Consider the following 20,866-nt stretch of genomic DNA (forward strand, 5'->3'; position numbering starts at 1 on the left):
CCAGTTCTCCTGAAAGTGTGTGACGGAACGGATACGGATCAACGCGCGAAGTTCGCGCGTACTCGCTGGTCGATGTAGTCCTCGGCAGTGATCGGCGGGTACTTGCCCGCCGGCCCCTCGATGGTCACGTCGCGGTTCGCCTGAGCGAAGAACGCGAGGCTGTAGCGGGCTCCCCGATAGTCGGTGACTCCGGGACTCTTGACCCGGTGGAAGTTCGACGGCAGGACATCATCACTCCATCTCATCAGCATGTCGCCGATGTTGCAGGTGATCGCTTCCTCGGCCGGCACCACCGACGTCCATTCCTGGGTGTCCATCTCCTTGCCCGGGCACAGTTGCAACCCGCCCTGACCGTCACGCTGGAAAAGCAATGTCAGGCAATCGAAATCGGTGTGCGCTCCGGCACGCCACATCCCTTCGACATCTGCGTCGGCGGCAAGGGGGAAGTAGTGGAGTAGTCGCAGTGTGCTCTGGTAGGTGGCCACCGACGGGTCATGTGCCCTGGTGAAGAAGTCTCGTTCGAATCCCAGCTTCTCGGCGAAGCACGACAACAGGTCCATCGCAATGCCCCAGCACTTGGCTTCGAAGTCCAGGATCGTTTCGCGGAATCCACCCAATTCGTCTGCAGTGGGCCACAGATCACCCATATGCGGGCGGGTCACCTGGTAGGACTCTTTCTGATCAGGCGTTCCGATGGACGGACGCACCTGCGTCATGCTCTCCCAGCCGGAGTTGAAACCCTTCTTGAGCGGATACTGCGCTTTGACCTCATTGGGCAGTGCAAAGAATCGCTCGGCCGCCGCGAAAGCCTCGCGGACCTGGTCCAGATCGATTCCGTGATTGACGATTTGGAAGAATCCGATGTCGGTCGCTGCCGACCACAACTCCTCGGCGATCTCGCTGCGCCGGTTCTCGAAATCCGAGAGATCGATTCTTCGGACCTCGCGGTCGGTGGTCTCCGTGCCCAGGCCACCCATGCGGGTCTCGCGGTTGAGTTCTGTCATGTCGTACGTCATTTGCTGTGAGCTCCTTCAGCGGATTCCGATGGACCGATCGGTGAATTTGTCGGTGTAGATCTCTTCTGCAGTCAATGACTGCGGTATCGCCGCACCCCCGGCGTTCAGAATGGGCTTCAGTTCTTCGACGGTGTGAGCGACTCGCGTCATGTCGAACGTGCCGACGGATCCGTCTGCCTCGTTCGCGATCAGGCCTTTCTCTTTCAGGAGCTGGGCACTGAACGCTGCTTCACCCTCGGTGTAGGGAGAGAACGACACGTCCTGCGAGACGACGTCGACAATGGCAGCATTCGCCGTATCCGGCGCAGTGATGTAGTCCGCGGTGGCCTGCTGAATGATCGGAACCAGCTTGCTCAAACACGGCGAGAGTGTCTCGACCTTGTCGGCACGAACGGAAACATTGGACGCGTAGATGTCGAAACCCGAATCTTTCAGCAGGTCATAGGAAACCGGCTTGTCCCACGCCGGCGTCTCCTTCTCGTACGTGTACGGTTCCGAATTCGCGAATCCTTGCTGAGCGATGGTCGGGTCACCGACAAATCGCGAGGGAGCTCCGTCGTAGCTCGTGTCGAGCTGAGACTGCTTCAGTAGTCCTTTCGCCACGAGCCACTGCGGAAAGAGTTGCTCCTTGGAAACGACGACACTCGCGTCGGACTTGCCGATATCGGCAACACTCGTCCAGTCCGGATGAGACTCTTTGTCCCACATGAGGATTGCCGGGCTGTATTTGAGCAATGGCGTGACGGCCACAACGGGCTGACTTGCCGCTGCCGCGATCACCTGATCCCCGTGCACCAAGCCGAGAGTGATGGAATCGTCGACGTACATCTGGGAGCTGACGGATTGGAACCCGATTGCCGGTCCCCCGGCCCGCAAGGTCAGGTCGACTCCGGTGTCCTTCCCTCCGGCGACAAGAGTCCCACTGACGGACTTGTCGTCGGTGTCGACCGAATAGCCGGGACCGAGCATCTCGAAGAGCGCTCCCATATCCGACTGTGGCTGCCATTGGAGTTGAACCACAACGTTTTCCGGACAGAGACCCGCAAGGTTCTGCGCCTCGGCAGCTGGTTCGAGAGATTCCGCTTTCGCCGTCTCAGCCTCACTGGAGCTGCACGCAGTCAATCCGATGGCTGCACACATGGCCAGTGCCGCGCCCGCCGCTCCCACACTTCTGCGATTGGAATGCACCTTGCGATTTGAATACACAGCGTCTCCTTCGTGAAAACAATTGGGATGTGGGCGAACCAAGAAGGGTGATCCGATGAGCACACTCTGCAGCACGTGGATTACATGCAATCGCCTCGTTGTTTCCATCAGGTAACGCGCGCCAGTATTCTCGCTTCACCTGCAATGTCACCTCACATTTACATTCAGAAATCTAGGCGACATACATGCAATTCAAGATAGTTCCTACATATTGAAGAACTTTTGCATGCATTACCGACCGGAGGCTCAGATGGAACTCGCGAACACGATGCAGGATGCCGACGCTCGCAAGCTCACCGCGCCGATGCAGATGGTCTTTTCCGATGTCGTCAAGAAGTTCGATACCGGCACTGTCGCGCTGGACGGCATCGATCTGGACGTGGAGCGAGGAGACTTCGTCGCCGTGGTCGGACCCTCCGGCTGTGGCAAGTCGACTTTGTTGCGCATGGCGGCCGGCCTCGAGCGACCGACCAGTGGTGCGGTTGCCCTCGACACCGAATCAGTTGGCTTCATCTTCCAGGAGCCGACTCTCCTCCCCTGGCGAACCGTGCAGGCCAACGTCGAATTATCGGCCGAACTCGGTGGCGGCGACAAAGCAGCGCGAAAGTTGCGCGCCGACGAGGCAATCCGCGCAGTCGGCCTTGCGGACTTTGCGAAACAACTGCCCAATGCACTGTCAGGCGGAATGAAGATGCGTGTCTCGTTGGCGCGTGCGCTCACCCTCGCACCTGCTGTGATGCTGCTCGACGAACCTTTTGGTGCGCTCGACGAGATGACACGACTGGAGATGCAGGTAGAGCTCCAAAGGCTCTACACCGACAAAGGGTTCACCTCGATGTTCATCACGCACTCGGTATCCGAGGCCGTGTACCTCGCAAACAAGGTGGTCGTCATGACCGCCAGGCCTGGACGAATACATTCGGTCGTGGACATCGATTTCCCGTACCCGCGTAGCCCGGAACTGCGCTACGACGCCCGATACACCGAACACGTCGCCGAGATCTCGGCCAGCCTCCATGGGAGCTCACGATGACCGAAGTCCTTGCAGTACAACAGGGCACCACCGTACGCAATACCGCCGTTCGTACTGATTCTGCGACCACGGCGCAAGCACATGCACAGTCCGGACGGCCCTCTCGAATGAGAGCGCTCGGCACCTTCCTGCTCTATCCGCTGCTCTCACTTGCCGGCGCGGTCGCAGCGTGGTCGATCGTCAGCTACCTCGTTCTCTCCCCGGAACGTCGATTTCTCCTTCCGCCGCCGAGTCAAGTACTGACGAAGTCGCTACTCGACTGGAAACACCTCTCTCCCATGCTCGAAGCCCTCGCAGTGACGGCACAGGTTGCGCTGGTCGGCTTCGTCGTCGCGGTGGCAGTCGGCGTCGGAACCGGCGTGCTGATGAGCCAGGCCAAGTGGATCGAGCGGATCGTCTATCCATATGCCGTTGTGCTGCAGGTCATTCCCATCCTCGCCATCGTCCCCCTCATCGGGCTCTGGTTCGGCTACGGCATGACCGCGCGCACCCTGGTTTGCGTTCTCATCGCGGCCTTCCCGATCATCACCAACACACACTTCGGGTTGCAATCGGTCGATCGCGGACTGCACGAACTCTTCACCCTCGGCCGCGCCTCGCGTTGGGATCGACTGGTGAAACTCGAACTGCGAGCGGCAATGCCGGCCATTCTCACCGGCATCCGCACCGCCTCCGGCCTTGTTGTCGTCGGTGCCATCATCGGCGACATGTTCTTCGCCAAAGGACAACCCGGGATCGGGACCCTGCTCGACGTCTACCGAAGCCGCCTTCAGTCCGAGGATCTGATCGCCGCGATCGTGATCGCGTCGGTGTTCGGCGTCCTCGTCTTCTCTGCCTTTGGATTCCTCTCACGTGTGCTCGTCGGTAAGTGGCACACGTCCGGCCGCAAGGACTTTAAATGACCCACGAAATTCCCGCCTTCGAAATCCCTACGATCGATATCAGCCCGTACCTCCGCGGCGAGGCAGCTGCAAACGCCACCAACAGCACTGCCTGTGCGGAAGTGGCAGCTCAACTCGATCGCGCGTGCCGGGACGTCGGATTCATACAGATTGTCGGACACAGCATTCCACGATCGGCGACCGACGGACTGGCCGACGCTCTCTACGAGTTCTTTGCTCTCCCACTGACGGTGAAGAAGAACTATCGCCGTCCATCGTCCGAGAACCGTGGCTACTCACCACCGAAGTCGGAATCACTCAGCATGAGCCTGGGCGTCGCCGCTGCGAACCAGATGAACGATTTCTACGAAGCAATAGTTGTGGGCACAGAGGTGAGCGACTATCCGGGCGTCGACCTACCCGAGTCCAGCTACGCCGCCAACACTTGGCCTGAGGCCGCGCCCGGATTCCGACCGGCGATCGAAGAGTATTTCCGTCATGCCCAGGGCTTGGCACGAATCCTGATGTGCGCCTTTACCGACGCCCTCGGATTGCAGCCCGAGTACTTCGATTCGATGCTCGACCATTCGATCGACGCGATGAAGATGAACAACTACGCACTGCCCGAGGGCGAGATCCGCATCTCCGGCGACATGACGGGAATGGGCGCTCACACCGACTTCGGAATCTTGACCATCCTGTGGGCAGATCAAGTTCCGGGCCTTCAAGTTCTGAGTGCCGATGGCGTATGGCACGACGTCCAACCTGCCGACGGCGCACTCTTGATCAACCTCGGCGACGCAATGGCACGCTGGACGAACGACCGATGGCGCTCGACAGTGCACCGAGTCGACCCACCTATCGTCGATGGTCAGATCATCCGACGTCGCTCTGCCGCATTCTTTTTCGACGGAAACTACGACGCCGTCATCGAAGCACTGCCAGGGACTCTCGAACCGGGCGAGGTGGGATACCCGCCGATCACGATCGCCGAGAACATCGCGGCCAAAGTGGCCGGACTGAAAGGCGCGACGGCGCCCGAGGTCGACAGTCGCAGCGCTGACCGGGTGCGCGCCGCCGGATAGCGCTCCCGGGTACCGTCGATATCGTGCAGGATCGAAGTGAGGACAAGATGACCACCACCGAACGAGCTTTGCTCACCGAGTCCGTGCACGAGACGCTTCGAGAACTGATCTTTTCGGGAGAGCTGGCGCCGGGGACACCACTGAGTGTTCCCGCGCTGGCGAGCAAGCTCAATGTCAGTCGAACGCCGGTCCGCGAGGCCGTGCAGCAGTTGATCTACGAGGGCATCGCGGTCCACACCCGAAATGCGGGTGCAAAAGTCGATTCGCTGGACGCAGAGTCTCTGCGCGCGGTCTTCGAGGTGCGTGAGGTACTCGACGGTCTCGCGGCGTTCAACGCGACGGCCAATGCCACGCATGAAACCGTGTCACAGCTGAACAAGATGGTGCAGGTGCAACGCGAACTTCTCGAGAGCCCGCCGGATCAGCGTCGCGATTCGACGCTGGACCTCGAGTTCCACACCTTGATTCGTGAGACTGCATGCAATCACCCGCTCAGTGAAGCCCTACATCGTCTCGACGGACAGTCACATCTCTACCGTTCGGACATGTGGAGCCTCGAGCTCAATCGGCGGATCGCCGTCACCGAGCACGCTCGTATAGTCGCGGCCATCGAATCGGGTGACGCCTTGGGGGCCAGAACTGCCGCGAGCGCACACGTAGCCGGGCTACTCGTCCGAACAACCCGGACCTGAAGCTTTACCGAAATGACGGGAACAACGTGTCAGGCCAGGTGATGTCGCCGTCGTTCTCGTCCACGAACGTACCGACACAGTCGCGCCCCAAAGCGCTGATCGCTCCCGAGATGACCTCTGGATGCTCGAGCTCGGTGAGATGGTCTGCTCCGGTTCCGGCCCCGGGAACGCCATCGACGTACACCCGGCACTGGCCCCCGTCCAACCGACCGTCCGCCCACTCGCCTGAGCTCTGCACCACCGAATAGTAGGCAGATCCAGGAGTGTCCTCACCGGCATTGAGCTTGGTGAGAACTTCGGAGAACATGCAGGTGTCGTAACCGTCGGCAGGGCCTTGTACGCAGCCACCGGGGCTACCGTACTGAGGAGCACCGATGGCAACGAATGAATCCACTACTTCGGAGCCACCGAGGAACTTCGCGTAGTACCGGGAGCTCAGTCCACCCGCACTGTGCGCGATCACCCCGACGGAGTCAGCGCCGGCAGCGTAGGAGCGAATCGAATCGGCAATCAGCTCGGCGTCGGCCGCAATCATCTTGCCGGGTGCGTCGACGAAGTGTGTCTCGTAGCCCGCAGCGCTCAGTGCCTCGTCGAGGGCGCGGTAGGTCGCCTGGTGCGTTTCTCCCGAGTTGTAGAGCTGCTGCCCTGGAACGATGAAGACCACGCGCTTCGCATCGGTGATCCGCCCACCGGCGGCAGCGCTTCCTGCCGAGAACGCCAGAGCGGTGGCCACCAGCGAAGTAGTCACCGCCATCGCCAAAAGAATCTTCGAGAGTCGCACGCCGCCACCCTACGACGGCTGCGCACAAAAAAGGACCGCCGCACTGGAATCCAGTGCGGCGGTCCTTTTCTAGTAGCGGGGACAGGATTTGAACCTGCGACCTCTGGGTTATGAGCCCAGCGAGCTACCGAGCTGCTCCACCCCGCGATGCATTGACAAAGTTACACGAGCAGATGAACGGAACGCAAATCGCCTGCGCTGGAGCGAAATACACGCCTGAAAGTCGAAGAATCGGGTGACTGGGTTCACAAAATGCCCGTGAGCATCAACACATAACAAGCATGTAACGAACGTACCTCGAAACGGCATCGGAAAGGCTCTACCAGCACAAACGCCGAAAATCCTGGATGGGAGAAGACCAGGTGGTCCGGAAAATCGCGAATCGACCCTCGTTCAGCGCTCCCGTACGGTCGGTCCCGGCCCGAATCAACCGGGCGAACGCCGACCCGCCGCTGCTCCACTCTGCCCCGCGGGATCGGAACCCCCGAAACCTTCGAGGGGCAGAGACACGGAGAGACAAGCGCCCGGGAAAGTCAGCATCATCGCCGACCCGCAGGCCCGCCGATGTCAGCAAGCGCGGAGAGGATTTACCCCGACATGACGTACACCAGCATCAGCAAGCGTGCATTCGGCACATTGGCAGTAGCCGGCGCACTTGTCGCAGTGCCCCTCACCATGAGCACCGGCACCGCTTCCGCAGCCACCCACAACTGGGACGGCGTCGCACAGTGCGAGAGCGGTGGCGACTGGAACATCAACACCGGAAACGGCTACTACGGCGGCCTGCAGTTCTCGCAGAGCACCTGGACCGCCAACGGTGGCACCGGCTCGCCCGCCAACGCTTCCAAGGAAGAGCAGATCCGCGTCGCCGAGAACACCCTGCAGAGCCAGGGCCCCGGCGCATGGCCCGTCTGCGGCCAGCGTCTGACCGTCGCAAGCGAGCCGGCAGTCGAAGAGGCTCCCGCCGCAGCACCGGCTCCCGTCGCCGAGGCACCCGCAGTTGCTCCCGCCGTCGAAATCCCGGCCGAGCTCAAGCCCGCCGCACAGCAGGCTTACGACACCGCTCGTGACCTCGCCGGCCAGTACGGATTCGCCGCACAGTTCCAGCAGCTCTCCGACGCCAACGCACCGATCGTTGCAGCAATGCGCTGATTCAGCTCATACAGCTTCACTGAGCACACAAGAAGGCCCACCATCCGATCGGATGGTGGGCCTTCTGCTATTCATGAACTGACGCCGCTTACCTCGGCAGCGCCTGGTACGCGTCAACAGCCTTCTGCAGGCGGTCGAGCGCAGCACCGTAGCTGGTGAAGTCACCGCTCTGTTGCGCCGACTTCAATGCCGCCATTGCCGAATTGACCTCGGCCAGCGCCTTCGTGACGTCATCCGAGGAAGCCGGCGGGGCCGGTGCCGTCGGAGTAGTCGGCGTTTCCGGTTGCGCTCCGGTATCCGGATCGGGTGCCGGCTGGGTGACAGTCGCTGCCGAACCTGCGCCCGGCCAAATCTGACTGATCGCCTCGGAGACGGTCGGTGCATAACCGATCCGAATGCCGTTGGTGTCGCTGAAGCTCACCAGCACACGCGCCAACTGAGGGAACGCGTTCTGCGAGTTTCGCTGCGAGTACAAAGGTTCGACGTAGAGGATTCCGCCCTCGGCAATCGGCAGAGTCAGCAGGTTTCCGTACTGAATCTTGTTCGACTGCTTGAGCAGTGACACTTCCGAAGCAACACGCGAATCCGACGTCATCGCAGACTGAGCCTGCTGTGGACCCTGAGTCTGCGTATCGGTCGGCAGCTGCAGCACTGTGAACTTGCCGTAGTTCTCCTTGTCGTTCGCCACCGAGATGTAGGCCGACAGCAACTCACGACTGAACCCGACCATCGGACTGGTCAGACGGAAATCCGCCTTCGCGGTGTCCTTGTCGCCCACCAGCACGTAGTACGGCGGCTGGTTGGCCGACGTGTCGATCGTCGGATCACTCGGAACCGACCAGAACGCGTTGTTGGTGAAGAACTCACTCGGATCGTCGACGTGGTACTTCGCCAGCATCTCTCGCTGAACCTTGAACATGTCTTCCGGGTAGCGGAAGTGCGCCTGCAGGTCGTCCGAGATTTCGCTCTTCGGCTTCACCGTGTTCGGGAAGACTCCCATCCACGCCTTCAGAACCGGATCCTGCTCGTCGACCTGGTAGAGCGTGACCGTGCCGTCGTACGCGTCGACCGTGGCCTTCACGGAGTTACGGATGTAGGAGAACTCCTGACGCGGAATGAGGCGCCCGGTCGTCTGGTCGATACTGTCCTCGACCAACCCGTCGAGCGAACTGCGCTGCGCGTACGGGTAGTCCTGGGCGGTGGTGTAGCCGTCGATGATCCACTGCATCTTGCCGTCGACCACTGCGGGGTAGGCAGCGCCGTCGGTCGTCAGCCAAGGCGCGACCTCCTCGACCCTTTCCTTCGGATCACGCTTGAAGATGATCTTGGAGTTCGAGCCGATTGCACTCGAGAACAAGATGTTGCGCTCGGTGTACTTCGCCGCGAAGGCAAGACGGTTGAACCAGTTGCCGATCGAGACACCACCCGAACCGGTGTAGGTGTACTTCGAGGTGTCGGTGTCGTACTCACGAGGTCCCTCGCCGTCGACGGAACCGACGATCGAGTAATCGGCGTCCGACTGGCTGATCACCTCGCCGTAGTACGACCGAGGATTGTCTACCTTGAGGTTCTCGTTCTCGGGCGTGGTCGTCAGGTCGCTGACCGAGTAGATCGGGTAACCACCGGTGTTGTTCTGACTGTCGCCCTGCACGGCCGTGACTTCGTTTGCCTGGGCCGCGACGAAGCCGTTGCCATGCGTGTAGACCGTGTGCTTGTTGATCCAGTCCGTCTGGTTGCCGGAAAGATTGTTCGGCGACAGCTCACGCGCTGCGACAACGAAGTCGCGCAGCTGGCCGTCCTGTTCGTAGCGGTCGACGTTGAGCGTCTGCGGGAACCCGTAGAAGTTCTTGAGCTGACGCTGAGCGGTGAACGTCGGCGAGAGGATCGTCGGATCCAACAGTCGGGTGTTCGCGATCGTGGTCCGGTCGGCCGGAACGTCCTGGGGCTGCTTGGTGCCAACTCCCGGATAGTCGACGTAGTCGACGTTTTCTTCCGTGATCCCGTACGCCTGACGGGTCGCTTCGATGTTTCGTTCGATGTACGTGCTCTCCTTCTGCGCCGCATTGGGCTTGACGGAGAACTGCTCGACGATCATCGGGTAGACCGCACCGACGAGCACCGACGAAAGAACCAGTAGAGCGACTGCCATGGCCGGTATCCGAAGATCCCGCGTGAAGATCGAGGCGAAGAACGCCAAGGCGCAGATGACCGCAATGGACAACAGAATCAGCTTCGCCGGCAGAACCGCATTGATGTCGGTGAAGCCCGGACCGGTGAACGTCGGTTCCTTACGACTACTCGACATCAACGAGTACCGATCGAACCAGTACGCCACCGCCTTGAGGAGCACGAAGGTGCCGGCGATGACAGCCAGTTGAACACGTGCGGCAGTCGTGAATGTCCCAGCGCGCCCGGCCAACTTGATCCCACCGAAAACGTAGTGGGTGACCAGGTTTGCCACGAAGGCAAGCAGAATCGAGACGAACAACCAGTTCAGAACGAAGCGGTAGAACGGCAGATCGAACGTGTAGAAGCCGACGTCCAAGTTGAACTGAGGATCGGTGATGCCGAACGGCTGACCGTTGAGGAACAACTGGATGGTGACCCAGTTGGCCTGCGCGATGAGACCGGAGAGAATGCCGATCGCGACCGGAATGATCACGCCGAACAGACGAAGTCGCGACATGACGGTCGTGCGGTAGCGCGCGATCGGATCGTTGGGTCCGGAGACCGGAACGAACACCGGACGTGCGCGGTACGCGAGAAGCATCGCGAGCCACACGATGGCTCCGACGACAATTCCGACCACGAGGAAGAGCACGAATCGCGTCAGCAGAACCTTGGTGAAGACACCGCGGTAGCCGACTTCTCCGAACCACAACCAGTCCGTGTACATGCCGATCAGTCGCGGCCCCACGAGCAGCAAGGCCGCCACTACGACAGCCACCACCAACAAGATTCGACTGCGTCTGGACAGAGAGGGTAAACCTGCGGGGGGCCGCATGCCCACGTGCCACGCTCCAAGATTTGGCGACGCCGTGGCGTCGCAACCGATTGCATCGATCACTGCGGCCACGCCCGAGTGGACTTGGCCGTTTCCGACCACTCTACGTAACAACGGTCACGGGTTGACAACACGGAGAGCAGGGAGCCGGACAGAAGGTGGGAGGATGAACGTGTGAGTGAAGAGAATATGAGCAGATCACCGAGTGCCCTCGCCCGGTGCGTTCATGAAGTTGTCGACCACATCGACGCCGAAGGCTGGGATCAACCGCCGAAGCTGTACGCGTTGGTGCCTACCGAAATGCTCGCCGCGGCCGAACCCGGACTGCTCGACCAACTCGCCGAGGGCGCCGAATACACACCGATCGAACAGGAATCGCTTCCCGAGGACATCATCGGCGGTTCACGGGCACTCGACGAGTTCCTGGCAACGACGCATTGGCCCGAGTCGGTGCAGGGTTGCATCCTGGTTCAGGAGATTGTCGTCCTGCCGCCTGAGGCGGAATCGGATCTCGATCACGCCACGGCGCCGGTATTGACCGATCAGCATGCTGCCGACGAGGTCGCGCGACTGACGGCCAACGCGCATCCAGATCGACGCGAGGCTCGACTGTTCGTCGGCGTGCTCCGTGACGGTCCTTCGCTGTCGCTTCTGCAGATGCGTCCCGACGAAGATGCGGATCCGTACGGTGACCTGGAACTGCTTACCTACGACGGTCTTGCACCTCACCTGGTTCACGCGTTGTACGCGACGCTCGACGAGGTCGAAGAAGACTGAAAGAAGAAGACTGAAAGAAGAAGACTGACCGAGCCTGTCTTCGGCAAGGCAGGTTTCAGCAGCGGGGTGCGTCGCCGCCCGTGTTGAGGCTTTCGAGTGAGTCCACTGCGCCGGGCAGGTTGTCGACCTTGACGAGTCGAAGCCCGTCCGGCGCATTCTGTTTCGCCTCGTCACAGTTCTGGGCCGGCACGAGGAAGGTCTCAGCACCGGCTTCGGAGGCGGCGATCAACTTGTACCTGATACCGCCGATCGGACCGACCTCGCCGTCGGAGTCGATGGTGCCCGTTCCGGCCACGAACTTTCCGCCGTTGAGCTCCCCTGGAGTCAGCTTGTCCACCAACGCCAGTGTGAACATCAGTCCGGCAGAAGGACCGCCGATGTCGGCAAGGTTGAACTGCACGGTGAAGGGAACGTCCGGGACCTCGTTGGGCGTGACGCCGAGGTAACCCGATTCGGGCTTGTTGGGCCGCGCCCCAACGGTGACCGGTACAACGGTCTCCACACCCTCGCGAAGGACGGTGACGTCGATCGCGGTGCCTGGCGCGATCGCACCGACCGTGTCCTGAACGCCGGTGATGGTGGTTACCGGAGTGTCGCCGATCTTGACCAGGACATCGCCCTCTTGCAGGGCACCCGCGGCAGGGCCGTCCGGGGTCACCTTCGAAACAGTGAGTGCCACCGGCTTACCGAGAAAGTGGAGTGCAGCCAACTCGGCACTGTCCTCGGACTGCTGGAAGTCGGCGGTGTTGGCCTGCTGAATCTCTTCCTTCGACTTCTCGGGCGGATAGATCTCCGAGCGTGGGACGAGTCCGTTGCTGCCACTCGCCCACAGTCCGAACGCTTCGAAAATGTTGAGGCCGTCGCGAACCGACACCGTTGTCATGTTGAGGTTGCCGTCGGTGGGATCGACCTCGGTCCCCTGGATGTCGACGACGGGCTTACCGTCGACGTCGCCGAGGGTGTTGAAGGTGGGGCCAGGACCGAGTGCGACATAAGGAACAGTGACCATTGTTCCGACGACTCCCAACACGACGATGGGTGCGAGTGCGGCCAAGAGCGTCACTATCCGTCGATTCACCTGATCCAGAGTAAAGCGCGAAGGCCCCGGAGCACCGATCGCACCGCCTGAGCGCCGTGCGTGTTCGCCGTCAGCGTGACTCGGAGGGCGACTCCGACCGCTCGAGCCTTGTACCGTTGAGGTATGAGCAATATGCCGTTCGGCTTCTCCAACTCCGACGACGATCCCGATCGCGACAAGAACGCGGCGGGTGGCAATCCGTTCGGGGGTGGTGACACGCCGTTCGGGTTCGGCGCGGGCGGTGAGGGATTCGATCCGGCTCAGCTCGGCCAGATGCTCACCCAGTTCGGTCAGATGCTGAGCGGGATGGGCTCGTCGATGGGCCAGGGCGGTACTTCCGGTCCGGTGAACTACGACATCGCCAAGAAGCTGGCACGCCAACAGATCGGATCGGTTACACCGATCACCGAGGGCAATGTCAAGGCGATCGCCGACGCCGCACATCTGGCCGAGATGTGGCTGGACGCCGCAACGACGCTTCCTGCCGGAGCGAGCCGCACTCTCGCCTGGACTCCGAACGACTGGCTCGACAACACGATCGACACGTGGAAGCGACTCTGTGATCCGGTGGCCGAGAAGGTGGCGGGCATGTGGGTCCAGGGACTTCCCGCCGAAGCACAGCAGATGGCGGGCCCGATGCTGGGCATGCTCGGCCAGATGGGTGGACTCGCGTTCGGCTCGCAATTGGGCCAGGCACTCGGCCAACTGTCCACCGAGGTGCTCTCCTCCACCGACATCGGCTTGCCCCTCGGACCAGAGGGCACCGCGGCCCTTCTCCCCGCTGCGGTTCAGGCGTTCAGCGAGGGTCTCGAACAGCCGCATCAGGAAGTTCTGGTGTTCCTCGCCGCGCGGGAAGCAGCTCATCAGCGCCTTTACAGTCACGTTCCGTGGCTGCGACAGCGTGTTCTCGCCACAGTCGAGGAATACGCCCGCGGGATCACGATGGACTTTTCGGCGATGGAAGAATTTGCCAAGGACCTCGACCCGTCCGCTCTCACCGATCCGAGCAAGCTCGAAGCACTGATGCAGCAGGGCACGTTCGAGCCGCAGAACACCCCGGAGCAGAAAGCCGCTCTCGAACGGCTCGAGACTCTGCTTGCGCTGGTCGAGGGTTGGGTGGAGACGGTCGTCACCGCCGCACTCGGCGAGCGACTGCCTGGTGTTGCCGCGATGAGCGAGACATTGCGGCGTCGCCGTGCCACCGGCGGCCCCGCCGAACAGACCTTTGCGACGCTGGTCGGACTGGAACTTCGTCCTCGCAAGGTCCGTGAAGCGGCCGGGTTGTGGCAGAAGCTCACCGCGGAAGCCGGTATGGACGTTCGTGACGGCGTCTGGTCACATCCCGACCTCATGCCCGATTCGAGCGATCTCGACGCACCGGACGGATTTGTGGCCCGGGTCCTCGGCGGCGGCGAAGCCGGCAATTTCGACGACCCGATCGCCCAGCTCGAAGCCGTCGAGGCAAAAGAGCGTGCGGCCGAGGCAGCGATGGACAAGACCCGCGAGGACGACGAAGAGAAGTAATTCCTTCTCGACACATTTTCGCAGTTCAGCCATTCTGACGTCCTGTGGATAACCATCACTGACGCGGACTCGCCAGCGGCCCTCCGTGCCAGCATCGAACGATGACCGGTGACACGCAAGACGACACCACACAGAACAGCACTTCACAGCGATCCGCGGGACCCCGATGGGACCCGCGGATCGCTGTTCTGTCGCGCCCGGACGGTCGACTGCAGCTGGGATGGACACCCGGACGTGCCGTCCTGCTGACGCTGCCTGTCGGGGTCGATCCGCGCGCGGTGAAGTCGATCCTCCGCAAAATGGACGGCTCCAGATCCCGCGCGACCATCCTGTGGGAAGCATCGACGCGCGGGATTTCGACTTCGGTGACGGAGAAGTTGCTCGAGCAACTCACCGATTCCGGATTCGTCCACACTGCCGCCAGGAGGACCGTGTCCGTCAGGATCCACGGTGTCGGTCCACTCTCGGACGCCGTCGAGCGCGCCCTGGTCACCGGCGGGGTAAGCACGCGTCGCTCGCGCGGGTATCGCAACACCGACGTCGTGCGCACGTGGAACGAACAACTGGTGGTCCTGGCCGACGACGTTGTCACTGATCCTCGCCTGGTCAGCGATCTCGTTCGCTGCGGACTCCCCCACCTTTCCGTCCGCATCCGCGACGGCAACGGTGTGATCGGTCCTCTTGTCGTGCCGGGCCAGTCGAGTTGCCTGCGATGCGCCGACATCATCCGATCCGAACTCGACCCTCATTGGCTTCATCTGTCCGCGCAGCTACTCGGCAGCGCCGGCCACGCGGAATCGGCGATGATCCATGCAAGTGTCGCGCTGGCCCTGGCCGAGATCGACTCCGCATTATCCGAGACAGCGGCGACGTATGCGGCGAGTCTGTCGTCGACGCTCGAGATCGCGCTCCGTCCGTATCGGATCACAACCAGGCGCTGGCCTCGGCAAATATCTTGCAGTTGCCAATACCTGGCACCTGTTTCGGGCAAAGGACGCCCCAGTCAGACATGATGGTGTGGTGTCCGAGATCCCACGCAAGAGTTCTGCCCGTACTGCCAAACTCGCGAGCATCCCCCTGGGGATGGCCGGTCGCGCCGCCATGGGCTTCGGACGCAAGCTCGCCGGCGGCGACAAAGGCGAGATCGACGCGCAGTTGAGCGCGAAGGCCGCCGAGCAACTGTTCGCGGTGCTGGGCGAACTCAAGGGCGGCGCGATGAAGCTGGGCCAAGCGCTCAGCGTCATGGAGGCGGCGATTCCGGAGGAATTCGCGGAGCCGTACCGCGAGTCGCTGAACAAGCTCCAAGCCGCCGCCCCGCCGCTGCCGACCAAGCAAGTACACAAGATGCTCGATCAGCAACTCGGAACCAAATGGCGCGACCGTTTCCAGTCGTTCGACGACGAACCGACCGCATCGGCAAGCATTGGGCAGGTTCACCGTGCGGTCTGGGCGGACGGCGGCGACGTGGCCGTGAAAGTTCAGTACCCCGGCGCCGACGAAGCTCTACGCGCCGACCTCAAGACCTTGGGCAGATTTGCCGGTCTCTTCGGTTCGGTCATGCCCGGTGTCGATGTGCGCCCCGTGATCGAGGAGTTCACCGCGCGCACCGAGGAAGAACTCGACTATCGGATCGAGGCGAACAATCAGCGAGCTTTTGCAAAAGAATTCGACGGCGATCCCCAATTCGTGATCCCGCACGTCGTGGCGAGCGCGCCGAAAGTGGTCGTGACCGAATGGATGACGGCAACCCCGTTGACCAGAATCATCGAAAGTGGAACGCCGGAGCAGCGCAATGCTGCCGGTGCACTACTCGCCGAATTCCACTTCGCGTCTCCGGCCCGTGTCGGCTTGCTCCACTGCGACCCGCACCCCGGCAATTTCATGCTTCTCGAGGACGGCCGACTCGGCGTCATCGACTTCGGTGCGGCTGCGCCGTTCCCGAACGGACTGCCACGGGTTCTCGGCACGATGGTGCGCTTGGCTGTCGAGGAACAATTCGACGAATTGACGGAGTTGTTGCGCGCCAACGGTTTCGTGATTCCCGGACGCACGGTGACCGACAAGGAGATCGCGGATTACCTGCGACCCTTCACCGACCCGATCCAGACCGAGTCATTTCACTTCACTCGGTCGTGGCTGCAAAAGGCCGCCGGAACCGCCACTGACTTCAACAGTGCGCAGTTCCGAACGGCCCGTGCACTCAACCTTCCGGCCGAGTATTTGATGATCTTCCGAGTTCTTCTCGGTTCGGTCGGCATATGCGCCCAGTTGGACGCATATGCCCCGTACATGGAAATCCTGACTCGTTGGTTGCCAGGGTTCGCGGAGCCAGTTCTTGATGACACCGGCTCCGCCGACTAGAGCCCTCACGCGCACACGAGTTGCTTGCGTGGGCGCCCCCTCGGTCTCTTGCGCGCTATGACGGCCCCCTGATCGAGGATCTCGCCTCCCCACACCCCCCACGGCTCGGCGCGGTCGAGAGCCGCACTGAGACAACGGGAACGGATGGGGCACTGCGCGCACAGTGCCTTCGCCTGCTCGAGTTCGGCCGGAGCTTCGGCGAACCAGAGATCGGGGTTGGATGCCCGGCACGGCAGGTCGCGGCGGGTGGACGCGACCTCGATGAACGTGACTGCAGCCGAAGTGACGTCGGTGGAAGTTACTGCAGTGGTGGAGTTTTCGGATTCCACGCGGATTGTCTGGGCAGACAACTCGGTCTCCTAGTGCTCGGATGCGAAACTGTGTCGCACGATATGGGTTCGATGGGTGCGAACCTGAGCCGAGTCGGAAACCGGATGAAGAGGGGTATCCAACACAAAGGCCACGGTCCGCAGGGGCTGCGGGTCCGTGGCCGTAAGTGAACGGATGTGTCCTACCGAGAAATACCTCGATGGCTTAAGAACACGGACTCGACAGCTGCTTTCTTTGCTGCTGCTTGAGGGCGCAGGCGGAACGCATGCTGCGCCCATCCCGCTGCACGCGGCAGCATGGGGGCGGCAACAGCGAACTTTGCGCTTGCGCACGCTTCATACGAGATCAAGTTCGTCATTTATTTGCCACCTCCATTTCGTGTCGGTCCGGATAGTTTCTGCGCACAGGTTGCCCCGTAACACTGAAAACCAGAGTAGAGAATCCGTCGAATCTGCACAACCTATTTTTGACCTGCGGTTATGTAACTCACCGTTGTCGATTCGGATGCATTTCAGATATCGAGTGTTGCCGCACGCAGTTCGCCGCGAATGACAGCTAGTACGTCTTCCCCGAAGTTGTCGAGTTTCTTCGGCCCGATTCCAGGGATCGAAACCAGCCCACGATTGTCTTGTGGTCGTTGTTCGGCAATAGCCATCAGTGTGTTGTCACTGAAGACGACATAGGCCGGAACTTTGAGTTCTCGGGACTTGTCCAGACGCCAGGCCTTGAGGTGCTCGAGCAATTCCAGGTCGACATTGGACGGGCATTTTTCGCAGCGCCCGAGCATTGTCGCCGACGTCCCGATCAACGGTTTGCCGCAGACGCGGCAGCGCGGACGCTTCTTGTTCCCCGACGACGGCGCGGCAACGCGCGAAGCCGGTGAGTCCTCGGGGATGAGCCCGTTGAGGAACCTCGACCGGCGACGGGACTTGCGTCCCCCCTCATTGCGAGCCAATGCCCAAGACAGCTGCAGATGCTCGCGGGCGCGGGTAACACCCACGTACAGAAGCCGACGCTCCTCCTCCACCGCGACGTCGTCGGCGCCCGAATTGGCGTCGCCGAGAACATGTTGGATCGGCAGGGTGCCGTCGTTGAGGCCGACCAGGAACACCGCATCCCATTCGAGCCCCTTGGCCGCGTGAAGCGAAGCCAACGTCACGCCCTGCACGGTCGGTGGGTGCCGCGCCTCGGCTCGGGCTGTGAGCTCCTGTAGCAGCCCGGTGAGCGACAGTTCGGGTTCGTGGACGAGTTGTTCTTCGGTCAGCGCCACGAGAGCCGAGAGCGACGCCCAGCGCTCGCGGGCTTGCGTGCCCGAAGGTTCTTCGTTGGTCAGACCGAGTGGCGCGAGTACAGCGCGAACCAGTGAAACCAGCGCTTCGCCGTTGTCTGCGCCTTCGGGAAGGTCGTCTCGTCCGGCGGCCTGACGCAGCGCCGCCACTGCCTGACGGACCTCGGTGCGGGTGAAGAAGCCCTCTCCACCACGCACCTGGAACGGAATGCCGAGCTTGGTGAGTGCCTGCTCGTGCGCCTCCGACTGAGCATTGATCCGATACAGAACAGCGATCTCGGCCGCTGGAGTGCCTGCCGCGATCAGCCGTTTGATCGCCCGCGCAACGCCGAGCGCTTCGGCAGGCTCGTCGTCGAACTCCATGAACTCCGGCTCAGGCCCCGGAGCGCGTTGCCCGATCAACTGAAGACGCGTCCCGGCGATCCGTCCGCGCGCTGCACCGATCACGCGGTTCGCCAGCGACACGACCTCAGGGGTGGAGCGGTAGTCCCGTTCGAGCCGGACGACGGTCGCTTCGGGGAATTTCCGCGAGAAGTCCAACAGATAGTTCGGGGTGGCGCCGGTGAAGGAATAGATGGTCTGATTCGCATCGCCCACCACTGTCAGGTCGTCGCGGTCGCCGAGCCAGGCGTCGAGCACACGCTGTTGCAGCGGGGTGACGTCCTGATACTCGTCGACCACGAAGCAGCGGTACCGCTCGCGGAACTCGTCGGCAACCGTCGAATGCTCTTCGAGCGCAGCCGCGGTGTGAAGTAGGAGATCGTCGAAATCGAGGAGCATGCCGTCCTGGCCACGTGCCTTCAGCTCTTCGTATGCCGCGTAGACCTGCGCAACCTTGGTGGCATCGACCGGCGCCTCGCGACGAATCTTGGCTATCGCGCGTGGGTAGTCCTCGGGCGCGATCAGTGAGGCCTTGGACCACTCGATTTCGCTGGCGAGGTCGCGCACGCTTTCCGTACTGGTGGACAACCCGACACGAGCGGCGGCACTGCTGACAACCGCGAACTTCCGATCGAGCAGACGCCACGGCGTGTCACCGATCACCTGCGGCCAGAAGTACTTGAGTTGACGAAGAGCGGCGGCGTGGAAGGTGCGAGCCTGTACCTGCGGCCCACTTCCACCAACCCCCAGCTCACGAAGCCGTCCACGCATTTCGCCGGCCGCTCGCGCTGTGAATGTCACGGCAAGCACCTGGCCGGCGGAGACATGACCGTCGGCAACCAGATGCGCGATCCGGCGGGTAATGGTGCGGGTTTTGCCTGTTCCAGCGCCCGCGAGGACACATACCGGGCCGCGTGGCGCGAGCACGGCGGCCGATTGTTCTGGATCCAGTCCGGTGTCCGCAGGCATGGGGACCATCATGGCAGGACGTTCCGACACTCCATTCGCCGCGCCCGACGGTATGTGGGCAAGAGAACACGGGCCGATACGGAACAACGCTCTCGGTCGTGGTGTTATATCGGCCGTGACTTCTACCGAAAATGCGCCTGCCCTGACCATCTACTCGACCACGTGGTGTGGCTACTGCCGCCGCCTCAAGACGCAGCTCAACGCGTCGGGGATCGAGTACACCGAGATCGACATCGAGAACGATCCGGCAGCAGCCGATTTCGTCGGCAGCGTCAACGGTGGAAATCACGTCGTTCCGACCGTGAAGTACGGCGACGGCAGCGTCGCGACCAACCCGTCGCTCAACCAGGTCAAGCAGGCCCTGGGACTGTAGAGCCTTTCAGGCTGCTGTCTGACCCAGCTCTTATTTGACCCAGCTCTCGAGCATTCCGCGAGCGATGGAGATCGACCCGGGTAGCAGCAGTGGCGCGTCCGCTTCCGAACCCCAGTCGCCGAGTTCGAGAGCGGCACGCACCTCGTCCTTCGTGAACCAGGTGCCCTCGGCGATCTCGCCGTCCGCGAACAGAAGCGGAGCGGCGGGGTCGCCGATTGCGGCGAAGCCCAACATCACCGAGCGCGGGAACGGCCAAGGCTGGCTCCCGAGGTATCGAACGCTGTGCACGTCGATGCCGACTTCTTCCTTGATCTCGCGGACAACGCACGTTTCGAGTGACTCCCCGGCCTCGACGAATCCCGCGAGAATCGAGAAACGTCGCTGCGGCCAGGTCGGCTGACGAGCGAGTAGAACTCGATCGCCGCCGTCGTGCACCAGGCAGATGACCGCCGGATCCGTTCGGGGAAACTCCTCGTGGCCGGTGGACGTGGAAATGCGTGACCAGCCGGACATGGTGGGTTCACTCGGTGCGCCGTCGATAGCGCTGAATCCGGCACTGTCGTGCCAGTTGAGAATCGCGACGGCACCGGTCAACAAACCGGCGTCCGCGTCGTCGAGTGTTCCGCCGAGCATGCGCAATTCGGACAACGTGCCCGCCAGCAGCGACACCCGCACCGCCCAGACGTGGCGATTCTCCCGAATTCCCAGGAACACTGCACCGCGCACCGGTTCCGGACCCAGTTCGGTTGCCTCGGCGAAGACCAACTGACCTTCCGGTGAGACCTTGACCTGACCCCGTGAATTCACACGGAGGAGCAGCGCGTCCGCCCAACCCGTGGTCAGTGCGGCGGCATCCGACCGCAATTCCTCGGCGCGGCCGACGCTCGAGCGTGAGAGCAGCGGTGTTTCGGTCAGCTGGAAGTCGTTCACGCTCA

The 20,866-nt window shown here is 62.0% G+C and carries 18 protein-coding genes and 1 tRNA gene; 10 read left to right on the forward strand and 9 right to left on the reverse strand.

All coding sequences use genetic code 11. The annotated features are described in order from the left end of the window. Positions 1-38 precede the first annotated feature (38 nt). Both QM596_RS13850 and QM596_RS13855 read right to left on the reverse strand, forming a co-directional pair. Positions 39-1,016: an isopenicillin N synthase family dioxygenase gene (locus tag QM596_RS13850; protein ID WP_113682995.1), complete on the reverse strand. Its 978-nt coding sequence runs from the start codon at positions 1,014-1,016 to the stop codon at positions 39-41. Between the two features lie 15 nt (positions 1,017-1,031). Beyond that, entirely contained in the window at positions 1,032-2,222 is a 1,191-nt protein-coding gene (locus QM596_RS13855; RefSeq protein WP_230091129.1) for a nitrate ABC transporter substrate-binding protein, read from the reverse strand. A 250-nt stretch (positions 2,223-2,472) separates the two neighbouring features. On the opposite strand from QM596_RS13855, the gene QM596_RS13860 reads away from it, so the two are divergent. Genes QM596_RS13860 through QM596_RS13875 form a run of 4 tightly spaced genes read left to right on the forward strand, consistent with a single transcriptional unit; the run spans position 2,473 to position 5,913 of the window. After that, positions 2,473-3,255 carry an ABC transporter ATP-binding protein gene (locus tag QM596_RS13860; protein ID WP_019747838.1) on the forward strand — a complete coding sequence of 261 codons (783 nt, stop codon included), beginning with the start codon at positions 2,473-2,475 and terminating at the stop codon, positions 3,253-3,255. Then, positions 3,252-4,157: an ABC transporter permease gene (locus QM596_RS13865; protein WP_283309210.1), complete on the forward strand. Its 906-nt coding sequence runs from the start codon at positions 3,252-3,254 to the stop codon at positions 4,155-4,157. The genes QM596_RS13860 and QM596_RS13865 overlap by 4 nt, the downstream gene beginning before the upstream one ends. After that, positions 4,154-5,221 (forward strand): isopenicillin N synthase family dioxygenase, encoded by a 1,068-nt coding sequence (locus tag QM596_RS13870; protein WP_283309211.1) that lies wholly within the window; start codon positions 4,154-4,156, stop codon positions 5,219-5,221. The genes QM596_RS13865 and QM596_RS13870 overlap by 4 nt, the downstream gene beginning before the upstream one ends. 47 nt (positions 5,222-5,268) lie before the next feature. Next, positions 5,269-5,913 (forward strand): GntR family transcriptional regulator, encoded by a 645-nt coding sequence (locus QM596_RS13875; RefSeq protein WP_020907137.1) that lies wholly within the window; start codon positions 5,269-5,271, stop codon positions 5,911-5,913. A gap of 4 nt (positions 5,914-5,917) precedes the next feature. On the opposite strand, the gene QM596_RS13880 is transcribed toward QM596_RS13875, so the two are convergent. Then, positions 5,918-6,694, reverse strand: a complete 777-nt coding sequence (locus QM596_RS13880) for an esterase/lipase family protein (protein ID WP_069145909.1) — start codon at positions 6,692-6,694, stop codon at positions 5,918-5,920. Between the two features lie 73 nt (positions 6,695-6,767). After that, positions 6,768-6,841, reverse strand: a tRNA-Met gene (locus QM596_RS13885). Positions 6,842-7,291: 450 nt separating this feature from the next. Between QM596_RS13885 and QM596_RS13890 the strand changes: the two genes are divergently transcribed. Further along, positions 7,292-7,846, forward strand: coding sequence for a transglycosylase family protein (locus QM596_RS13890; RefSeq protein ID WP_283309212.1), 555 nt, complete (start codon positions 7,292-7,294; stop codon positions 7,844-7,846). An 88-nt stretch (positions 7,847-7,934) separates the two neighbouring features. Here QM596_RS13890 and QM596_RS13895 read toward each other — a convergent pair whose 3' ends face one another. Continuing rightward, positions 7,935-10,850 carry a UPF0182 family protein gene (locus QM596_RS13895; RefSeq protein ID WP_020907135.1) on the reverse strand — a complete coding sequence of 972 codons (2,916 nt, stop codon included), beginning with the start codon at positions 10,848-10,850 and terminating at the stop codon, positions 7,935-7,937. 174 nt (positions 10,851-11,024) lie between these two features. Between QM596_RS13895 and QM596_RS13900 the strand changes: the two genes are divergently transcribed. Next, positions 11,025-11,627 (forward strand): PPA1309 family protein, encoded by a 603-nt coding sequence (locus QM596_RS13900; RefSeq protein WP_019747831.1) that lies wholly within the window; start codon positions 11,025-11,027, stop codon positions 11,625-11,627. A gap of 55 nt (positions 11,628-11,682) precedes the next feature. On the opposite strand, the gene QM596_RS13905 is transcribed toward QM596_RS13900, so the two are convergent. After that, a complete protein-coding gene (locus tag QM596_RS13905; RefSeq protein ID WP_020907134.1) occupies positions 11,683-12,705 on the reverse strand; it encodes a YlbL family protein in 1,023 nt (340 codons plus the stop codon). A gap of 123 nt (positions 12,706-12,828) precedes the next feature. On the opposite strand from QM596_RS13905, the gene QM596_RS13910 reads away from it, so the two are divergent. From QM596_RS13910 to QM596_RS13920, 3 genes are all read left to right on the forward strand, one after another. Continuing rightward, complete coding sequence (locus QM596_RS13910) at positions 12,829-14,229, forward strand: zinc-dependent metalloprotease (protein ID WP_019747829.1); 1,401 nt, start codon at positions 12,829-12,831, stop codon at positions 14,227-14,229. A gap of 101 nt (positions 14,230-14,330) precedes the next feature. After that, positions 14,331-15,242 (forward strand): hypothetical protein, encoded by a 912-nt coding sequence (locus tag QM596_RS13915; protein ID WP_283309213.1) that lies wholly within the window; start codon positions 14,331-14,333, stop codon positions 15,240-15,242. 4 nt (positions 15,243-15,246) lie between these two features. Next, the gene (locus QM596_RS13920) at positions 15,247-16,590 is read left to right on the forward strand and encodes an ABC1 kinase family protein (RefSeq protein WP_283309214.1); all 1,344 of its coding nucleotides are present in this window, start codon (positions 15,247-15,249) and stop codon (positions 16,588-16,590) included. Between the two features lie 5 nt (positions 16,591-16,595). Here the strand turns inward: QM596_RS13920 and QM596_RS13925 are convergent, their stop codons facing one another. Together QM596_RS13925 and QM596_RS13930 are read right to left on the reverse strand one after the other, a co-directional pair. Next, positions 16,596-16,919: a WhiB family transcriptional regulator gene (locus tag QM596_RS13925; protein WP_003942321.1), complete on the reverse strand. Its 324-nt coding sequence runs from the start codon at positions 16,917-16,919 to the stop codon at positions 16,596-16,598. Positions 16,920-17,431: 512 nt separating this feature from the next. After that, entirely contained in the window at positions 17,432-19,570 is a 2,139-nt protein-coding gene (locus QM596_RS13930; protein WP_029537946.1) for an ATP-dependent DNA helicase UvrD2, read from the reverse strand. 103 nt (positions 19,571-19,673) lie between these two features. On the opposite strand from QM596_RS13930, the gene QM596_RS13935 reads away from it, so the two are divergent. Continuing rightward, complete coding sequence (locus tag QM596_RS13935; protein WP_003942350.1) at positions 19,674-19,931, forward strand: mycoredoxin; 258 nt, start codon at positions 19,674-19,676, stop codon at positions 19,929-19,931. A gap of 30 nt (positions 19,932-19,961) precedes the next feature. Here QM596_RS13935 and nudC read toward each other — a convergent pair whose 3' ends face one another. Continuing rightward, positions 19,962-20,861, reverse strand: coding sequence for an NAD(+) diphosphatase (gene nudC / locus QM596_RS13940; RefSeq protein WP_007731249.1), 900 nt, complete (start codon positions 20,859-20,861; stop codon positions 19,962-19,964). Positions 20,862-20,866: the final 5 nt, after the last annotated feature.

The organism is Rhodococcus sp. IEGM 1406 (assembly GCF_030056745.1).
Taxonomy (GTDB): Bacteria; Actinomycetota; Actinomycetes; order Mycobacteriales; family Mycobacteriaceae; genus Rhodococcus_F; species Rhodococcus_F erythropolis.

What these genes read in the sequence shown, in the direction of transcription:
- QM596_RS13850 (WP_113682995.1), bottom strand. Translation starts at nt 1,016, where the DNA reads ATGACGTACGACATGACAGAACTCAACCGCGAGACCCGCATGGGTGGC.
- QM596_RS13860 (WP_019747838.1), top strand. Translation starts at nt 2,473, where the DNA reads ATGGAACTCGCGAACACGATGCAGGATGCCGACGCTCGCAAGCTCACC.
- QM596_RS13865 (WP_283309210.1), top strand. Translation starts at nt 3,252, where the DNA reads ATGACCGAAGTCCTTGCAGTACAACAGGGCACCACCGTACGCAATACC.
- QM596_RS13870 (WP_283309211.1), top strand. Translation starts at nt 4,154, where the DNA reads ATGACCCACGAAATTCCCGCCTTCGAAATCCCTACGATCGATATCAGC.
- QM596_RS13875 (WP_020907137.1), top strand. Translation starts at nt 5,269, where the DNA reads ATGACCACCACCGAACGAGCTTTGCTCACCGAGTCCGTGCACGAGACG.
- QM596_RS13890 (WP_283309212.1), top strand. Translation starts at nt 7,292, where the DNA reads ATGACGTACACCAGCATCAGCAAGCGTGCATTCGGCACATTGGCAGTA.
- QM596_RS13895 (WP_020907135.1), bottom strand. Translation starts at nt 10,850, where the DNA reads ATGCGGCCCCCCGCAGGTTTACCCTCTCTGTCCAGACGCAGTCGAATC.
- QM596_RS13910 (WP_019747829.1), top strand. Translation starts at nt 12,829, where the DNA reads ATGAGCAATATGCCGTTCGGCTTCTCCAACTCCGACGACGATCCCGAT.
- QM596_RS13915 (WP_283309213.1), top strand. Translation starts at nt 14,331, where the DNA reads ATGACCGGTGACACGCAAGACGACACCACACAGAACAGCACTTCACAG.
- QM596_RS13930 (WP_029537946.1), bottom strand. Translation starts at nt 19,570, where the DNA reads ATGATGGTCCCCATGCCTGCGGACACCGGACTGGATCCAGAACAATCG.